Genomic DNA, 17436 nt, shown 5'->3' with positions numbered 1-17436 from the left:
GTAACGGAGGCTATCTTCCGACGCTATTTTGTGTGGCTTTGGGCAACGAGCATCCATCTGCCTGCTCGTCGTACTCTTCAATTTGTACATCGAATGATGTAATTAGGTTCCGTATCGTTGACGAACTGACTGTTTGTTCTTATTCGATTACGGCACGTGCTAAGGTTCGTGTTATCGAAGTATACACGCGGACGATTTGAACAGGTAAGGAGCATAACGTAGATGACCGAGAATGGAATTCCTCCCGTAGGACCGACGGGCTCTTCATATACGGGATATACCGGACAGCCGGGTGCGCCGATTCCACCGCAGTCGACTCAACCGATGACTTCAGCGACACAAACGGCACAAACAATGCAGGCAGCACAATCGGCTACAACAGCGCAGCCAACCCAGGCGACACAGGCAACTTCGTATGCAACCGTGCCGCCTCAATTTACCTCCGTTCCTCCGCAACCTCCAACCGTTCCACCAGCGGGCACAACAACTGCTATACCAGCAGCTCATGTGCCCCAGACCGGTGTTTCAGGTAAGCGTGTCTTTGGTATTGCGTTTATCGGTGCACTTGCTGCGTGTGCGGTTGCTGCCGCGTGTTTTCTTGGCTATCAGTCGATTACGGGGCATTCGGCTTCCCAGGTGGTACTGGGGTCTTCCAGTGACAGCACCATTACCGCAAGCGACGACGAGACTGATCGTGCTGAAAAGGTAGCTGACAAGACGCTTCCATCGGTTACAGCTATTAATGTGTACACCGACCAATCGGGGTGGGGCAGCATGTTGGGTCGTTCAACCGATCAGTCGAGTTTGGTTAAGACAAGCCTGGGCAGCGGCGTGATTATTTCTTCCGATGGCTACATTCTGACAAATAACCATGTGGTTGAATCAGCTGATGCATTAAAGGTAACGGCCAATGGGCAAGAATATGATGCCAAGGTTGTGGGTACTGACCCAACTACTGACCTGGCAGTCATTAAGATTGATGCAACGGGTTTGACCCCCATCGAGATCGGCAAATCGTCCGATTTGAAGGCTGGTCAGTGGGTCATGACCGTTGGCAGCCCCTTTGGTCTTGAACAGTCAGTGGCGACGGGTATTATTTCGGCAACAAGTCGTACCGTGGCCGTGTCGTCAAGTAGCGATGAAGGGTCGGGTAATGGCTATAACAATAGCTACTCTTCGGCTGCTGCACCTACGATTTACACGAACATGATTCAGACCGATGCAGCTATCAACCCGGGCAATTCCGGTGGTGCGCTTGTTGATGCAAATGGTAAGCTCATTGGCATCAATGCGGTTATCGAATCGTATTCAGGTAACTATTCAGGTGTTGGATTTGCCATCCCTGTTGACTACGCCATGGATATCGCGCAGCAGATTATTTCTGGTAAAACGCCAACGCATGCCATGATTGGGGTAACGCCGATTTCAATTACGAGCCAGCTCAATCAGCGCTACCACTTGGGTACTGATTCAGGTGCGTATGTATCGAGCATTGTTGAAGGTAGTGGCGCTGCGCAGGCTGGCCTTGAAGAGGGCGATATCATCACGAAGGTTGATGATACGGCGGTAACAGACGCAACAGGATTGATCGCGGCTGTGCGTTCGAAGAATGTCGGCGACACAGTAACGGTTACCTATCTGCGCGATGGTCAGCAGATGACCGCTCAAGTGACCCTTGGATCAGACGACAATGCCAATTCGCTGTTGCGCAAGAATAGTAGCAGCCGGGGCGGCTTATTTGGTATGAGCTATGACAACCAGGGAAGCGGCAACAACCAAGGCTCAACGGCAACTGGTTCAACAGGATCGAGTCAGTCTTCTCCTCAAAGGGCAGCTGCTTAGTGTTGCTGTGAGCACCATAGGTTAATAAGATTTCGTCACGTTATTGCGACTGCGTGATTCATAAACAGGGTAAGGGCTCAAAAGCTCTTGCCCTGTTTTTGTTTCTCATGGCAGACTGACGTTTATCAACTAGTCATCGATCGATTAACGAACCAACCAACCAACCACTCAACTAGCTAACTGACTAATCAATCAGCCATCCGTCCACCCGACTAACTAACTAACTAACTAACTAACTAACACCTTCCTGTCCTCGTGTCCGTCCTCACATCGACGCCACTTTTCATGATGGTTGAGCTAAAAACGAGGAATCGCCGTGCCACAGGGTACATACTGGCAGCTCTCAGGTAATATGGTCGCTATCCGATTGAAAGGTATGGCAATGGCAGACTACAAGTACAAGCGCGTCCTGCTAAAACTCTCGGGAGAAGCACTCATGGGTGACGCAGGTTATGGTATTGATCCAAAGGTTGTTGAGGATCTTGCCTGTCAGATTAAGCAGGTTGTCGACGATGGCATTGAAGTTGCTGTAACAGTTGGCGGCGGCAACATCTTTCGTGGCATGGCAGGTTCAGCCGAGGGTATGGATCGATCTCAGGCAGACTACATTGGCATGCTGGCTACCTGCATGAATGCTCTTGCGCTGCAGGATGGTTTCGAGCGCGCTGATATCCCGTGTCGTGTTATGAGTGCGATAGAAATGCGCCAGGTTGCTGAGCCCTATATTCGTCGTCGCGCTATTCGCCACCTTGAAAAGGGTCGTGTTGTTATCTTTGCAGCTGGAACGGGCAACCCCTATTTCACCACCGACACTACCGCTGCCCTGCGCGCTTTGGAAATCGATGCTGAATGCTTGATGAAGGCCACCAAGGTGGATGGCGTGTATGACAGCGACCCCAAGGTTAACCCTGCTGCTGTTCGCTTTGAGCACATTACCTACTTGGATGTTATCTCAAAGGAACTGCAGGTTATGGACACAACAGCCACTTCGCTGTGCATGGATAACGGCATGCCCATGCTGGTATTCGACATTACGGCACCCGGAAATATCGCACGGGTTCTTAAAGGGGAAAACGTCGGTACCACGATTAGTTCATAAGCTAATAAGGGGAAAGCTCGTTGGATGATTATCGGGGTAATTACCAAGATGATTATCGATCCGATACGAATGAATAGATAACGAACGGAACGTATTGGCACCACGATCGACTGAGTGGCACTTTAAGATACGACACCTCAAGTAGTCTCAGTGGTTTCGAGCGTGGCCTTAAGCGGCAATTCATGCCTTGTATATTGTGATGCTACAGTATGCAAACGACATGCGTATGCGATAATAAGCGGCAGTTTATTGAGGGCGCCTACAAGGTTTCGCTGAGTGTGCGACTGTGAAGCTGCGATCGGAGCCTCAATCGGCAGCCACACGACAAAATATAGACTGCGGGAAGCCGCTTTCAGAAGGGATGCAATCGATGGCAGTAGAAGATATTATGCTTGAAGCCGAAGAGCGTATGGAAAAGGCGGTTGATTCGCTGGGCGAGGCATTTTCCAATGTGCGCACCGGCCGCGCTAATGCAATGGTGCTCGATCGCATCCGGGTGGATTACTACGGGGTTCCCACTCCTATCAATCAGATGGCCGCTATTAAAACGCCCGATGCGCATATGCTTGTTATAGAGCCCTGGGACAAGGGGACGCTCGGTGCTATCGAGCATGCGCTTAATAACAGCAATCTGGGTCTTACTCCCACGAACGACGGTAACCTTATCCGCCTGTCGTTCCCGACGCTCACCGAAGAACGCCGCCGTGAACTCGTAAAACAGTGCAAGGCTTATGCGGAAGAAGCGCGTATTGCCGTGCGCAATGCCCGTCGCGATGCAAATTCTGCTGTTGAAAAAGCGGTGAAGAACGATGGACTGCCCGAAGACGAGCAGCGCCGTTCTGAAGCTGATATCCAAAAACTCACCGATTCTTATATTGCTAAAGTGGAAGAGAGCTTCAAAAAGAAGGAAGCCGAGGTCATGGAGATCTAAACGAGCGGTTTGCTGCGAGGTTCGAGGTCATGTTCCATAAGCCGATAGACGAGATATTTCCCACTGTGCCCGCTGGCCTGGATGCAAGCTTGCTTAATGAAGAGCGGGTGCCCGCACATGTAGCGGTGATTATGGATGGCAACGGGCGCTGGGCAAAAGCGCGGGGAAAGAATCGCCTTTCTGGGCATAAAGCTGGCATCGAAGCAGTTCGAGAGCTTATTAGGTGTGCTTCGGATGTTGGCGTACGTTACCTGACTATCTATTCTTTTTCAAGTGAAAACTGGCGCCGGCCTCAAGATGAGGTTACGGGGTTAATGGATTTATTTGCGCGTACGATGCTTGCTGAAGCGCGTGGCTTGCATAAAGAACATGTTCGCGTAATGACAATCGGTCGCACTGAAGCGCTGCCTCCGAAAACGCGCGCTGCTTTTGAAGAAGCGTGGGAACTGACGCGAGATAATACAGGCATGACACTGGTTGTGGCTGTGAACTATGGGGCACGCACTGAAATCGTGGATGCCTACAACGCGCTTATGGTCGAGAGATTTAGCGCAACTCCTGGTAAATCTCATACCGATTTATCTGGTATAACAGAAGAAACAGCTGGGTTAACGGTCGACGGGTTTGATGCTTCTTTAACCGAAGCAATTGAGCACGCTAAACTACCTCGTATAACAGAAGAAGATATTTCTCGGCATCTATATACGGCTGACATGCCTGACCCTGATTTGCTCATTCGTACCAGTGGTGAAATGCGGGTTAGTAACTTTTTGTTGTGGCAGATAGCCTATGCTGAGTTTTACGTGACCGATACACTCTGGCCTGATTTCGACCGATATGAATTTTTACGTGCACTGCTTTCCTATCAAGTGCGCGAACGCCGCTGGGGAGGCGTGTAAATGGCCCAGACAGACAAAAAGAGTACGTTTGCAAAAAAGCGCGCGCGTGCCAAGCAGGTTGCCTACGATAAAACCCCTGATCGCTTTAAGAATGCTAGTAGCTTACAGGTGCGTTTTCGCACCGGGGTTATCTATGTCGCTCTTTCGATATTTTGCGTACTGGCTGGCGAAATTACGACGGTGCTCTATCTCACAGTGATGGCTGCTATCTGCGCTGGTGAATTCTGCTATATGATGCGTGTCGACGCGAAGTTGCCGAACGAAACAATTGGCGTCATCGGTGCGGCTGCATATCCGCTGGCGGCGTGGCGTTTCGGTATGCCTGGTGTGGCGCTGGTCACCGTTGCTCTGATGCTTGCACTTTGCATCTGGTATGTCTACTGGATGCGCGCTCGAATATCCGATGTTGCGGTGAGTTTCTTTGGGGCGGCTTATACGGGCATGTTGCTTTCAAGCCTTATCTTGCTGCGCGAATCTATCGCCGAACCATGGGGCGGGGTCCTTCTATTGCTACTTTTCTGTAGCATATGGTTCAACGATGCCGGTGCCTATCTTGTCGGCAGCTGCCTTGGCAAACACCGCCTTGCACCGCATACGTCTCCCAAGAAAAGCTGGGAGGGTTTCTTTGCGGGCTTGGTGATTTCTTCACTGGTGTGGTTAGGCATGATCGCTGTTCCGGGTGTCACGATAGATGTGCCGCAGGCATTGTTGTTCGGTGCGCTGACTGCCTGCGCGGGTGTTGTGGGCGATCTGGTGGAAAGTCGTATCAAGCGCAATGTGGGCGTGAAGGATTCAGGCACGATTATGCCTGGTCATGGGGGTCTTCTCGACCGTTGCGATTCGCTCTTTTTTGCTGCAGTTGCTGCAGTGATTCTCTTGCTCGCAGGAGGGTGCATTCCGTATGTCATCTAACGTGTTGCAGTCATCGCACAGTGGGGAAGAGCGCCTATCTTCCAAAAAGCGTGTTGCCATACTGGGTAGTACCGGTTCTATTGGCACTCAGACACTTGATGTTATCGCGCAACATCCGGATAAGCTTGAAGCGGTAGCTCTTGCCGTGGGTAGACGCACCGATGAAGCTATCGCGCAGGCGCGGGCGGCTGGGGTTTGCTATGTTGCCATAGGAATCAAAGACGCCCCTGCTCCAACCGTTGATACAACGGGTATTGAGGTGTCGTTTGGCAGCGATGCGGTGGTGGCACTCTGTCGCCTGCCCGAGGTTGATGTGGTAGTAAATGCGCTGGTTGGAGCAGCGGGACTGCAAGCTAGTCTTGAGACGCTTGCAGCTGGCAAGGTGCTGGCACTTGCTAACAAGGAATCCCTTGTAGTGGGCGGCGATTTGGTTATGCCGCAGGCAACGCATGAAACGCTGCTGCCTATCGATTCTGAACATGGCGCTATCTATCAGTGCCTTTTGGGCGAAGACCCGCGTGAAGTGCGTCGGTTGTGGGTGACGGCATCGGGTGGACCATTCCGCGGCCGCACTATCAATGAATTGCAGCATATTACTCCTGCCGAAGCGCTTGCGCATCCCACGTGGCATATGGGTCCGAAGATATCTATTGACTCATCGACGCTGATGAATAAGGGTCTTGAGGTTATCGAAGCACATCACTTGTTTGCAATGGATTACGATCGTATCAATGTGGTTGTACAACCGCAGAGTGCTATTCATTCGATGGTTGAATTTTCTGATGGAAGCGTAAAGGCGCATCTGGGGACAACCGATATGCGCATTCCCATTCAGTTTGCACTCAGCTATCCCAAACGGTGGGATGCCCCAGTGGCGCCGCTCGATTTCACTCAGCTGGGGAGTCTTGAATTTGCACCGGCCGATACAGCGACATTTCGCTGTTTAGATTTGGCTCGTGCGGCAGGTCGTACCGGAGGAACACTGCCGTGCGCAATGAATGCCGCTAATGAAGTGGCAGTGGCTGCCTTCCTGGCAGGAAAACTTGATTATTTAGGTATTCCTTGGGTGGTTGAGACGGTTATGGATGTCCATGAGGTCTCTTCGGTCGAAAGCTTTACCCAGCTGCAAGAAATTGATGCTTGGGCGCGTAGTCATGCACGCAGCGCATGCAACGAGCGCACAAAACGGTAAGCGAGCTGTTGAGTGCAGAGTGCGCAAGACGGGCGATAATACGATAATACAGAGATATACCCTCGCTTGATGGGCGAGTGGATGGGGTATGTGGGAAAGGAATTTATGGACGTTGTCCTTATGATCCTTTATGGCGTGTTGGTCTTGGGCTTTCTGGTGGTTATTCACGAGGGAGGCCATTATTGTGCCGCGCGCGCATTTGGCGTGCGTGTCACTGAATTTATGGTTGGTTTGCCTGGTCCGCGCATTGGTTTTTTGCATCATGGCACGCGTTTCGGTGTCACGGCGATTCCGTTAGGCGGGTATGCGCGCGTGTGTGGCATGGAAGCAGGCGAGGAAAGCCCCCATCTGCGGCGGATGCTGGCGCTGGTTTATGAACGCGGCGAAGTGCTCATGGAAGATGCAGCCCGTACCCTTTCTATCAGCGACGATGAAGCTTATCGTGCGCTCGACGAGCTAGCCGAATGGGGCAGTATTATACCGCCGCAGCGCCGTGACAAGTACAATATCTATCGGGCACCTTCATCTGCCCAAGCGTGTGATGGCGGCTCGTACGCTGAAGGGGAGGCTCGTCCTCTTGCCGACCCAGCGGCAATGTTTGCCCATGAACGATCTCAACAGTATCGTGCTCTGCCGTTTTGGAAGCGCTGCGTTATTCTGTTGGCTGGTCCGCTGGTAAATATCTTGTTTGCACTTATCGTTTTCGTTGTGCTCTATTCGCTCATTGGCTTCGATGCGGTTAATGCTCAGGGCGAAACCGTCCATGTGCAGGTTGGTCCGCTTCGTGCGCTTTCAGCAGGGTTCAGCTACATTGGCATGGTGATTGCAGCAGTCGCGGGGCTCTTCAACCCACAAACCGCGGCGGAAACGGTTTCGAATTCTACATCGGTTATGGGCATCGCCGTGCTTTCCAAATCGGCCGCCGATGCAGGCTTTATGTCGCTATGCATGTTTACTGCGATGATTTCAGTTTCGTTGGGCGTTATGAATCTGCTGCCTATTCCACCGCTTGATGGTGGTCGTTTTGTAGTTGAAATTTACCAGAAGATACGCCGTCGCACGGCGAGTGTGCGTGCGGTTAATGCGCTTTCATTGGCGGGTATGGCGTTATTTGGATTGCTGTTTATTGTCATGATTGGACAAGATATTCAACGTTTTGTCTTAGGAACGATCAGCTGATATGAGTGATAGTACAAGCAGGAAAACGAATGCAGGGCAGCCGGTGGCGCCTCATGAATTAACACGACGGGTCATGGTGGGCTCAGTACCTTTAGGGGCTGGTGCTCCCTGTGCCGTACAGTCAATGACATGCATGCCAGCTGACGACGCCCAAGCAAACCTCGATCAAATTGCGCGTCTTGCTGCAGCTGGCTGTGAAATTGTGCGTATGGCCATTCCCCGTCGTGCCTATCTTGATACGTTCCAAGCAGTCTGCGAGGCGTCGCCTTTGCCGGTGGTGGCCGACGTGCACTTTGATGCGCATATTGCCATTGAAGCAGCGCGCCGCGGCGCAGCGAAACTGCGCATCAATCCTGGCAATGTTGGTGGTCTTGCTAAGGCTGATGCAGTTATTGACGCAGCTGGTGAAGCGGGTATCCCCATTCGTATTGGCGTTAATGCGGGCTCTCTCGACGATGCTCTTGCAGCGCGTGACGACTTAGCACTGCCCGAAAAACTTGCCGAATCTGCTGCTGGCTACGTAGATCATTTCGAGCAGCGTGGGTTCACTGATATTGTAGTATCGGCTAAGGCTTCCGACGTTCCCACCACCGTTGCTGCTTATCGCTTACTGGCACAGCGCATCCCTGAGATTCCCCTGCATATTGGGGTAACCGAAGCCGGTACGCTGTTCCAGGGTCTTGTTAAGTCGGCAAGTGGTTTAGGGATTCTACTGGAAGAAGGCATTGGCGATACCATGCGTATTTCGCTAACCGACGATCCGGTGGAAGAAGTGCATGCGTGCTGGTCGTTGCTGTCGGCCTTGGGGTTGCGTCGTCGCAGTCCTGAACTGGTAAGTTGTCCCACCTGTGGGCGGTGTCAGGTCAATTTAATCGGGCTGGCAAAAGAAGTTGACGAGCGCTTACGTGATGTGGCGTCACCGGTAAAGGTGGCGGTTATGGGCTGTGTGGTCAACGGGCCGGGTGAGGCGGCCGATGCCGATATCGGTGTGGCGTGTGGGTCTGGATCAGGCGTGATTTTCAAAGACGGGAAAACCTTGCGCAAGGTGGACGAAGCATCTATTGTGGATGCTTTGATGGAGGAGATTGGAAAACTATGAGCCAGATCATCCGCATGAGTGCTCTGTATGTACCCACGCTTAAAGAAGTGCCCACCGATGCCGATATTGCGAGTCACCAGCTCTTGCTGCGTGCTGGCATGATGCGCAAAAGCGCGACGGGTGCTTATACCTATTTGCCCCTTGGATGGCGTGTTATTCGCAAAATTGAGCGGATTGTGCGCGAAGAAATGGATGCCATTGGGTCGCAAGAGATTATGATGCCGGTTATTCAACCGGCTGAGCTTTGGCACGAAAGCGGCCGGTGGAACGATTACGGCCCTGAACTTATGCGCATGGACGACCGTCACGGGCATGGTTTATGTCTCGGTCCAACGCACGAGGAGCTTATTACTGCCCTTGTTCGTAACGAACTGCGTTCCTACAAGCAATTGCCGGTGATTCTCTATCAGATTCAATCGAAGTTCCGCGACGAAATTCGGCCGCGTTTTGGCCTGATGCGGAGTCGCGAATTTATCATGAAGGATGCCTACAGCTTCCACGCGAGCAAAGAATCACTGCAGAAGACTTACGACGAAATGAGTGCGGCGTATGCCCGTATTTGCGAGCGTGTGGGATTAGTCTATCGTCCTGTCGAAGCTGATGCTGGTCAAATTGGCGGTAGTGTGACCTGCGAATATCATGCCCTTGCTGACGCTGGTGAAGCTGAATTAGCTTCCTGTTCTTGTGGATGGGCATCCAACACTGAAGTGGCCGCATGTCAGTGTCACCCCACTGAATATCCCGAGACTGAACTGCGCAAGGTTGCTACACCGGGCGTTGCAACCATTGCCGATTTAGCCCAATTCCTTAAGTGTCCTGAGTCTTCAACCGTTAAGGCCATGGTTGGCAAAGACTCCAAGGGGAACCCCTGGGTGCTGTTTGTGCCGGGCGATCATGAACTGAACGAACTTAAAGCTACACGGGCAGTAGATGGCTTTACGCTAATGAATGATGAAGAACTGGCTGCTTCGGGGTTGCCCAAGGGTTCAATTGGTTGTGTGGGGCTGCCGAAGGGTGTGCGTATCGGGGCTGATGTAAGCCTCAAGAATATTGTCCATTGGGTTGTTGGTGCTAACGAACATGGCTTCCACTATGTCGGTGCCGAACAGGGGCGTGATTTCACGGTAGATATCTGGGCCGACCTGTGTACGATTAAAGCAGGCGATGTTTGTCCTGAGTGCGGTGAGCTCGTTGAGATTACGCGCGGCATTGAAGTAGGACAGGTGTTTCAGCTTGGCGACAAATACTCGCGTGCTATGGGCGCTACCTTTATGGCGGAAGATGGGTCTGAACAGCCATTTCTTATGGGCTGCTACGGTGTTGGTGTTTCGCGCACTATGGCTGCAGTGGTCGAACAGCATAACGATGAATATGGCATTAAATGGCCGTTGAGTGTGGCGCCGGCGCAGGTGTGTATCTTGCCACTCGCAGTGGGTGACGAAGAAGTTGAGCCTGCTGCTGAAGCACTGGCGCATGAGCTAGCCGGAATGGGTCTTGAAGTGGTTATCGACGACCGCAAAGAGCGTCCTGGTGTAAAGTTTGCTGAAGCGGATCTGCTCGGCTGGCCTCTGCAGATTATTATCGGTAAGCGTGGACTTGATGCTGGCGAATATGAATTGAAGAATCGTTCTACCGGAGCAAAACGCACGATTGCCATCGATGAATTCAATGCTGCGTTGGCTATGGTGAAATCGATGCCAGATGTTGCGCGGGCAGCTATCGAGCAAATTCTCGAACGCATAGCGGGCACAGAAGCTCTGTAGGGTAGATCGGTACGTACCGAACAATTAATGCAACGAGGCAGACCCATAAGTTGACAGGTTATGGCAAGCAGACCGTTGGGTAAGCCTAAAGGACTATGACAATTCGGTCGTTGAGTAAGTCGCCAGTGCATTATACGACCGCTGTCCAGGGTTCTCCTGCTCATCGCGTGTTCAACAGGCTGCTTTAGTTGCCTTGCTTGGGGAATTGACGCATCATATAAGGGAAGGCGCATACTGCTTCCATCGTGTGACCGGGGTCCGTGTGCGAAGTTTCTTCCGATCAAGGAGGTTTTCATGGCAGGCATTGGTGACGGTTTTAAAAATATTTTTCTCGCAGGCATTGGCGCAGCAGCTATTACCGGGGAAAAGGGTAAAGAACTGATAGATGCTCTTGTTGCCAAGGGTGAACTGACTGTTGAACAGGGGAAAGAACTAAACACCGAGCTGAAGCACAAGGTTGACGATGCTGCTGCTATGGCACGTGAAAGTGCCCTTGAAGCACGTATGATGGCCATGACACCAGAAGAACGCACCGCTTTTGCCCAGAAAGCTGCCAAGATTGCGGCAACGCAAAACAAAGCTGAAGCTCAGGTTGATGTGCAAGAGGTTGCTAGCGAAGTAGCACCGGTTGACGTTGACAAGGCGGCTTCTGAAGCAGTGGAATCTTCTGCAGCTGCCAAACCGCATGACACTGAAGCGAATGCTTAATTCATAGAGAGTCGGCCATGTCCGATAATACAGTTCTCAAGCACTTCTTCGGATACGGGGCAAGTTCTGATTCTGAAAAGCGTTTTGATCTCAATGGGAGGACGCGTTCCCGACGCATGCGCGAGATTATTTCTATCTTGCGCAAACATCACTTTATGCAGGGATTTACCCCTGAAAGTTTTCGTGCGGCCTTAGAAGATCTTGGTCCCAGTTTTGTAAAGATTGGACAGACGCTCTCAACGCGTTCCGAAATACTCCCAACAGCCTATTGCGATGAATTGGCCAAACTGCAGACCGAATGCGACCCTCTGCCTTTTTCGGTGATTATGCAGGTGCTTAGTACTATCTATGGCGATAAGTTCAAGCGTCTCTTTAGCGAAGTAGACCCACGTCCGCTTGGCAGTGCGTCTCTTGCGCAGGTGCACAAGGCACATCTCAGTACCGGTGATGTTGTTGCGGTAAAGGTGCAGCGACCCGGCGTACGTGCAACTATGGCACAAGACATCGATATCATGCGCAAGTTAGTGCACCATGCAGCTCGTTTTATGAAGGATGGGCAGATGCTCGACCTTCAAGAGGTTGTCGAAGAAATGTGGGCGACATTTCTTGAGGAAACCGATTTCACCCGCGAAGCGGACAACCTACAGCGTTTTGCTGATCTCAATCGTACGGTTGCTTTTATTGATTGTCCAAAGGTATATCCCGAACTGTGCAGCGAAGACGTGCTGGTTATGGAATACGTTGATGGCATTCCTATCTATCGGCGCGATTTACTGGTGGAAGCGGGCTACGATCTTGCGGAAATCGGCGAGAAAGTGCTTGATAACTACGCGACACAGATTCTTGATTTTGGATTTTTCCATGCCGACCCGCATCCGGGAAATATTCTTATACGCGAGGGGAAGATCGTCTATATCGACTTGGGTATTATGGGACGTTTAACACCCAGCGAACGATCGGGCTTTTCAGAGATTATTCATGCGGTGGGCATGCTCGATGCGCAGCGGCTGAAAGATGCGCTTATCGCCTTTGCAGCTTCAAAGGATAATGCATCTATTGACCATGCCCGCTTTTTAGCCGACCTTGACCTGCTGCTTTCTCAGTACGGTTCATGCGATGTGGCTGACCTTGATATTGGCCTGTTCTTGGGTGATGTGTTTGCCCTCACGCGTATGAGTCGGGTGACGTTGCCTTCGTCAATCACTAATGTCTCGCGTGGCATTGTATCCATTGAAGGTACGATCGCATCGTTTATTCCCGACAATAATATCATCAATATTGTTAACGAGCATATCAAGCGTTCAAGTAATCCGCTGTCCGAATTTGAAGACTTCCTTCTGAACACAGCGCGCGATACACGCAAGGCGGCGAAGGGCACACTTGAAGCAGCTGAGCTATCTGGCCCAATGCTTAAGATGCTGACGCGTGGGCAGCTGAAGTTTAATATGGAAGTGCTTGGGTCGGAAGCGCCTATGGCATCACTTTCGAAAATCGTAAATCGTCTTACGCTCGGTATTATTACGGCAGGTCTGTTTATGGGTTCGAGTCTTTTTGCACCCTACGGGTCTGGGCCGTTTGTTCTTGGGATGCCGCTGTTGTCGTTCTTTGGCTATGCGGGTGCTATGGTGTTATCCATTTGGATAGTGGTAGATATCTGGCGACGGAAGTAAACTGGTCACTCAGTTTGTGCTGGCGTACATGCTATTGCGTACATATTGCCATGCCGCGCATGTGTGCCATTGCGCGTAGGTTGCGGTGTATTGCAAGCCAACGAGTGTGCTCTTGCCATACATGTGGCATCTGCGTGTGCGTTTTGCATGCGTACCGCGCGTACTTTAGAAAGGGTATGAATGAACAGTAGCGCCAATGAGGTAGCTTCTTTACGTCAGTCTTCTTCGCTTCAAGGCATTTTGTTCGATTTAGACGGCACCTTGCTTGATACCTATGATCTTTTGCAGCAGTCGTTTCGCCGTGCGACTCGTGAAGTGCTTGGATATGTTGCGCCGATGGAACATTTCAATCGCACGATCGGCCGCCCACTTGACGAACAGATGCTTGGCTACGGCGATGAAGAAACAGCCCGTGCACTTTCAGCGGCGTATCGGTCGTACGACCACCAGATGCGTGCCAATGCACTTAAGACATTCGATGGTATGGAAGAAACTCTCGAAGAGCTCAAATGCGATGGATGGCGTCTTGGGGTAGTTACCTCGAAGAGACATGAGTCAGCGCAATTCTGCCTTGATCTATTCGATATGATGCGTTTTTTTGAATGTCTGATCGGCGCCGACGACGTAGTGCGCCCTAAGCCTGATCCTAATCCGATTGAGGTCGGAAGCCATCTGTTAGGTCTTGAAAGCACGCAGTGTCTTTATGTGGGTGATAGTCCCTATGACATGCAAGCAGCAGCTGCATCGGGGGCTCGTGGGATAGCAGTGGCATGGGGTCAGCATCCGATAGAAACACTGTGCGAGCAACATCCTGTTGCTTGTTGCGCTACGCCAGCAGACCTTCCGCGTCTTGCGCGGTCACTGCGCGACAAAACGTTCAACAAAAATGGATCCACGCAGTCAGCAGTTCATATGGATTCAGCTTTCACTGCAGTCTACAATTCAACAGCTTCTAGCCAAGCCGCCTGCCAAACAAATATTAGAATGTCTAACGAAGCAGGCACAGAAAACTCCAATCAAGCGCACGTAAAAGATTCAACTCAATGCGATGTGAAAGCTCCTATCCGATGAGCTCGACCGCAAATAATTTAGCTATCTCGTCAGCGGTTGATAAACGTGAATGTGAGAAGTGCGAACTACTTGCTCCAGCTGGTGGGTGGGAACAGCTGCATTACGCGATTCGGTTTGGCGCCGATGCAGTGTATTTGGCAGCTGACCGGTTTGGCATGCGGGCACGGGCGAATAACTTTTCTCTCGATGAAATACCGCAGGTTGTTGAGTGCGCCCACCAGGCGAATGTTGCGGTTCACGTGACCCTCAATGTGCAGATGTACGACGGTGACTTGGCGGAACTGGCGCACTATGTTCACTCGCTTGCGTCAGCACAGGTTGATGCGGTTATTGTGGGCGATTTGGGCGCACTGAGGATAGTACGTCAACAGGCGCCGGATCTCGCAGTGCATGTGAGTACGCAGGCATCAGTTTCGAATGTTCCCTCGGCGTTAACCTGGTATGAACTGGGAGCACGCCGCATTGTCTGTGCGCGCGAAATGAGCCTTGATGCCATTGCGCGGCTCCGGACAGAACTTCCCAGCGATTTAGAAATAGAAGCCTTTGCGCATGGTGCACAGTGTATGGCAACATCGGGTAGGTGTTTGATCAGCGATTATATGACAGGGCGCAGTGGTGTAACAGGTAATTGTGCGCAGCCCTGTCGTTGGAAATACTCGCTGCAAGAAGAAAAGCGACCCGGCAAATTCTTCAGCGTGGAAGAGGACGACCGGGGTAGCTATCTATTAAATGCGCAGGATTTGAATATGCTGGCTCACGTGGATGATATGCGCCAGGCGGGTATTAATTCCATCAAGATTGAAGGGCGCAACAAAAAGGCGTTCTATGTGGCGTGCGTCGTTAATGCGTATCGACAGGTACTTGATGGAGCTGATCCATCTGACTGGGAAGGTGAACTGGAAACGGTTTCACATCGGCCCTATGGTACAGGATTCTATTTTGGTCCAGCACACCAAACACCTGAAACAGATGACTATGTTCGTCCGTATGACTGGGTATTTGAAGTGCTCACCTGTAAGGCAGAACCAGATGGATCGTGGTGTGCGTGGGGCTTAGCGCGCAATCGCTTTACTCATAATGCGCAGCTTGAAGTACTCTCTCCCGGTCAACCGGTGCGGACATTTCATGCCGAGGACATCCACTGGGTGCCGCGTCTTGGGTGTTCTGAAGTTGATGCTGCGCGTGCCGCTGGCTTGTCTGACCCACTGACCAATCACCTTGATGCGAACGTAGCTGCTTCGGCACATACTTTTGCCGAGCGCTTGATTGCTTCAGGGTTACTTGATTTGGCCCGCCCTGCGCGAGCGCAGGTTGAAGAAGCCAACCGCATCATGGATGTCTATACCATGCGAGTGCCGTTTCCGCTTTGTGCTCACGACATGGTGCGCGCGCCGCGCAGTGAAACTATGTAACAAAACTGAGCAATAACATCGCGCACAATGCATCGTGAGTGAAACTGAGCAACACCATTGCATACGACGAAACCGTGTAGTAAACCCGCGTAACGACAGTGCACAGCAAGGGTGAGTAACAAAAGCGTAGAACGAAGCTCAAAGCCGTGTAATGAAGCTCGTCTTATTACTTTCGCGCAAGTGAGAGCAACAGTTTGTGCAGCCACGGATCGTCGTCAAGCTCTGGATGAAACGCGCAGGCAAGTTGGTTGGCAAAGCGCACCGCGACAGGATAGTTGTTATAGCTGGCGAGCACTTCAACACCGGTATCCATACTGCTAATACGTGGCGCGCGGATAAACGTGAGCGGCGCTCCTTGGTCGCTGCATGCAGTAAAACTGCCCAGCTGACGTCCGTATGCGTTACGTTTGATAGTTATAGGAAGAGTATCAAACCCTTCGATCTCGCTTGAGTGTGCTAGTAAAATCATGCCGGCACACGTGCCTAGGGTGGGCATACCGTTTTCTATATATTCTTCGAGCGTATCGAACATATCGAGTTCATGTAGCAGTTTTGATTGCACCGTACTTTCGCCACCGGGAAGCACGAGGCAATCAAAATTGCGGTGTACATCGCTTCCGCGGCGCAGTTCAATACAGGTTGCACCAAGGGCTTCAAGGCGTCGTTCGTGCTCGATAAAAGCACCTTGCACAGCAAGGACGCCGACAACAATGCCGGCGCCGGCTTTCTTCTGAGCAGTCATACTTACTTGCCTCGTTCGGCCATAAGTAATTCGATTTCCTGTTCGTTGATGCCCACCATGGCTTCGCCCAAGTCTTCAGAAAGTGAAGCAATCAGAGAGGCATCTTTATAGTTGGCAACAGCCTTTACAATGGCTTGTGCACGTTTGGCGGGGTTACCCGATTTGAAGATACCCGACCCAACAAATACACCTTCAGCGCCCAGCTGCATCATAAGGGCTGCGTCTGCTGGAGTTGCTACGCCACCAGCCGCAAAATTCACTACAGGTAGCGCTCCACTATCGTGGACTGTGCGCAGTAAATCAACGGGTACTTGTAAGCGTTTTGCTTCTTCGAAGAGTTCATCTTCACGCAGGCTTGCTACCTGATGAATTTGCGCTTGGATAAGGCGCATGTGCGTAACGGCCTGTACAACATCGCCCGTGCCCGGTTCACCTTTCGTGCGGATCATTGTGGCACCCTCAGCAATACGTCTGAGCGCTTCGCCTAAGTTGCGTGCGCCGCAAACAAACGGCACTGAAAAGGCAGTCTTGTCGATGTGATACACGTCGTCAGCAGGGGAGAGCACCTCGGATTCGTCGATGTAGTCGATTTCTATAGCTTCAAGAATCTGCGCTTCGACAAAATGACCAATGCGGCATTTTGCCATCACCGGGATACTGACTGCTTGCTGTATCCCCTTGATCATTTTGGGATCACTCATGCGTGACACGCCACCTGCTGCGCGAATATCAGCAGGAATACGTTCAAGTGCCATGACTGCACAGGCTCCTGCTTCTTCAGCGATATGTGCTTGTTCGGGGGTCGTTACGTCCATAATGACGCCGCCTTTGAGCATCTGGGCCAGTTGCTTGTTCAGTCCGTAACGCTTGTTGTCCATGGTGTGCCTTTCTTACTTATAGGAGCTCTATTAGCGTCG

15 protein-coding genes are annotated in these 17436 nt (G+C 51.6%); 13 read left to right on the top strand and 2 right to left on the bottom strand.

What is annotated here, in order from left to right; translation table 11 throughout:
* Positions 1–222: 222 nt before the first annotated feature.
* The 13 genes from CCUR_RS05420 to CCUR_RS05360 all read left to right on the top strand — a co-directional run bounded on the left by CCUR_RS05420 (position 223) and on the right by CCUR_RS05360 (position 15777).
* Positions 223–1842, top strand: a complete 1620-nt coding sequence (locus tag CCUR_RS05420; protein WP_012803470.1) for a S1C family serine protease — start codon at positions 223–225, stop codon at positions 1840–1842.
* Positions 1843–2218: 376 nt separating this feature from the next.
* The gene (gene pyrH, locus CCUR_RS05415; protein ID WP_012803469.1) at positions 2219–2941 is read left to right on the top strand and encodes a UMP kinase; all 723 of its coding nucleotides are present in this window, start codon (positions 2219–2221) and stop codon (positions 2939–2941) included.
* 370 nt (positions 2942–3311) lie between these two features.
* A complete protein-coding gene (frr, locus tag CCUR_RS05410; protein ID WP_012803468.1) occupies positions 3312–3872 on the top strand; it encodes a ribosome recycling factor in 561 nt (186 codons plus the stop codon).
* A 29-nt stretch (positions 3873–3901) separates the two neighbouring features.
* On the top strand, positions 3902–4771 hold the full coding sequence (uppS, locus tag CCUR_RS05405) for a polyprenyl diphosphate synthase (RefSeq protein WP_012803467.1): 870 nt from the start codon (positions 3902–3904) through the stop codon (positions 4769–4771).
* A complete protein-coding gene (locus CCUR_RS05400; protein ID WP_012803466.1) occupies positions 4772–5683 on the top strand; it encodes a phosphatidate cytidylyltransferase in 912 nt (303 codons plus the stop codon).
* Positions 5673–6875 carry a 1-deoxy-D-xylulose-5-phosphate reductoisomerase gene (gene dxr, locus CCUR_RS05395; protein ID WP_012803465.1) on the top strand — a complete coding sequence of 401 codons (1203 nt, stop codon included), beginning with the start codon at positions 5673–5675 and terminating at the stop codon, positions 6873–6875. The genes CCUR_RS05400 and dxr overlap by 11 nt, the downstream gene beginning before the upstream one ends.
* Positions 6876–6980: 105 nt before the next feature.
* Positions 6981–8054, top strand: coding sequence for a site-2 protease family protein (locus tag CCUR_RS05390; RefSeq protein WP_012803464.1), 1074 nt, complete (start codon positions 6981–6983; stop codon positions 8052–8054).
* Between the two features lies 1 nt (position 8055).
* Positions 8056–9153, top strand: coding sequence for a flavodoxin-dependent (E)-4-hydroxy-3-methylbut-2-enyl-diphosphate synthase (gene ispG, locus CCUR_RS05385; protein ID WP_012803463.1), 1098 nt, complete (start codon positions 8056–8058; stop codon positions 9151–9153).
* A complete protein-coding gene (locus tag CCUR_RS05380) occupies positions 9150–10916 on the top strand; it encodes a proline--tRNA ligase (RefSeq protein WP_012803462.1) in 1767 nt (588 codons plus the stop codon). The genes ispG and CCUR_RS05380 overlap by 4 nt, the downstream gene beginning before the upstream one ends.
* Before the next feature lie 294 nt (positions 10917–11210).
* Positions 11211–11624, top strand: coding sequence for a hypothetical protein (locus CCUR_RS05375; RefSeq protein ID WP_012803461.1), 414 nt, complete (start codon positions 11211–11213; stop codon positions 11622–11624).
* 17 nt (positions 11625–11641) lie between these two features.
* A complete protein-coding gene (locus tag CCUR_RS05370; RefSeq protein ID WP_012803460.1) occupies positions 11642–13294 on the top strand; it encodes an ABC1 kinase family protein in 1653 nt (550 codons plus the stop codon).
* A gap of 180 nt (positions 13295–13474) precedes the next feature.
* A complete protein-coding gene (locus CCUR_RS05365; protein WP_012803459.1) occupies positions 13475–14365 on the top strand; it encodes an HAD family hydrolase in 891 nt (296 codons plus the stop codon).
* Complete coding sequence (locus tag CCUR_RS05360) at positions 14362–15777, top strand: peptidase U32 family protein (protein WP_012803458.1); 1416 nt, start codon at positions 14362–14364, stop codon at positions 15775–15777. The genes CCUR_RS05365 and CCUR_RS05360 overlap by 4 nt, the downstream gene beginning before the upstream one ends.
* Before the next feature lie 166 nt (positions 15778–15943).
* On the opposite strand, the gene pdxT is transcribed toward CCUR_RS05360, so the two are convergent.
* On the bottom strand, positions 15944–16519 hold the full coding sequence (gene pdxT, locus CCUR_RS05355) for a pyridoxal 5'-phosphate synthase glutaminase subunit PdxT (protein ID WP_012803457.1): 576 nt from the start codon (positions 16517–16519) through the stop codon (positions 15944–15946).
* A 2-nt stretch (positions 16520–16521) separates the two neighbouring features.
* Complete coding sequence (gene pdxS / locus CCUR_RS05350; protein ID WP_012803456.1) at positions 16522–17397, bottom strand: pyridoxal 5'-phosphate synthase lyase subunit PdxS; 876 nt, start codon at positions 17395–17397, stop codon at positions 16522–16524.
* Between the last annotated feature and the right edge of the window lie 39 nt (positions 17398–17436).

The sequence above is a fragment of the Cryptobacterium curtum DSM 15641 genome (assembly GCF_000023845.1).
GTDB classification, from domain to species: domain Bacteria; phylum Actinomycetota; class Coriobacteriia; order Coriobacteriales; family Eggerthellaceae; genus Cryptobacterium; species Cryptobacterium curtum.
This window is presented reverse-complemented; position numbering and strand designations above follow the sequence as displayed.